We start from the raw sequence: 545 nt of genomic DNA, 5'->3' as shown, positions 1-545 counted from the left end.
CCTTGTGCCTGGAGAACACGCCCGAATTTTACGACATCGCCTGGGGTGCGCAGCGCGCCGGACTGTTTTTCGTGTGCATCTCGACCAAGCTCACCGCTCCGGAAGTTGACTATATCCTGCGCGATTCGGGGGCGGCGCTGATCGTGCTGTCTGCCAGTCTGCCGAACGTGGCGGCGGGGCTGCCCGGCGATGTCGAACGTTTTTCGGTCGGGGGTTCCATTGAGGGCTGGGAAGCGTGGGAGAGTGCTGTAGCTGCGATGCCCGATACGCCGATCGCCGACGAGCGTGCGGGGATCGACATGCTCTATTCCTCCGGCACCACAGGACGCCCCAAGGGCGTGCGGGTCGCGTTGCCCGAAGACCCCGATATTGCCGGCGCGACCGTACTCGAAATGCTCGCGCGCGGGCTGTATGGCCTTGGCCCTGACAGCATCTATCTCAGCCCCGCGCCGCTCTATCATGCCGCCCCTTTGCGTTGGTCGATGACGGTGCAGCGTCTGGGCGGTACGGTGGTGATGATGGAGCATTTCGACCCCGAACGCGCG

The 545-nt window shown here is 64.4% G+C and carries 1 protein-coding gene; it reads left to right on the top strand.

The annotated features are described in order from the left end of the window. The coding region (locus AACY52_RS29830) for an AMP-binding protein (RefSeq protein WP_339561308.1) at window positions 1-545 on the top strand (545 nt) is incomplete at both ends.

The sequence above is a fragment of the Pseudomonas sp. EA_65y_Pfl1_P113 genome, assembly GCF_963970525.1.
GTDB lineage: Bacteria > Pseudomonadota > Gammaproteobacteria > Pseudomonadales > Pseudomonadaceae > Aquipseudomonas > Aquipseudomonas tritici.
The sequence above is the reverse complement of the archived record's forward strand: the minus strand, read 5'-3'. Positions and strand labels throughout refer to the sequence as shown.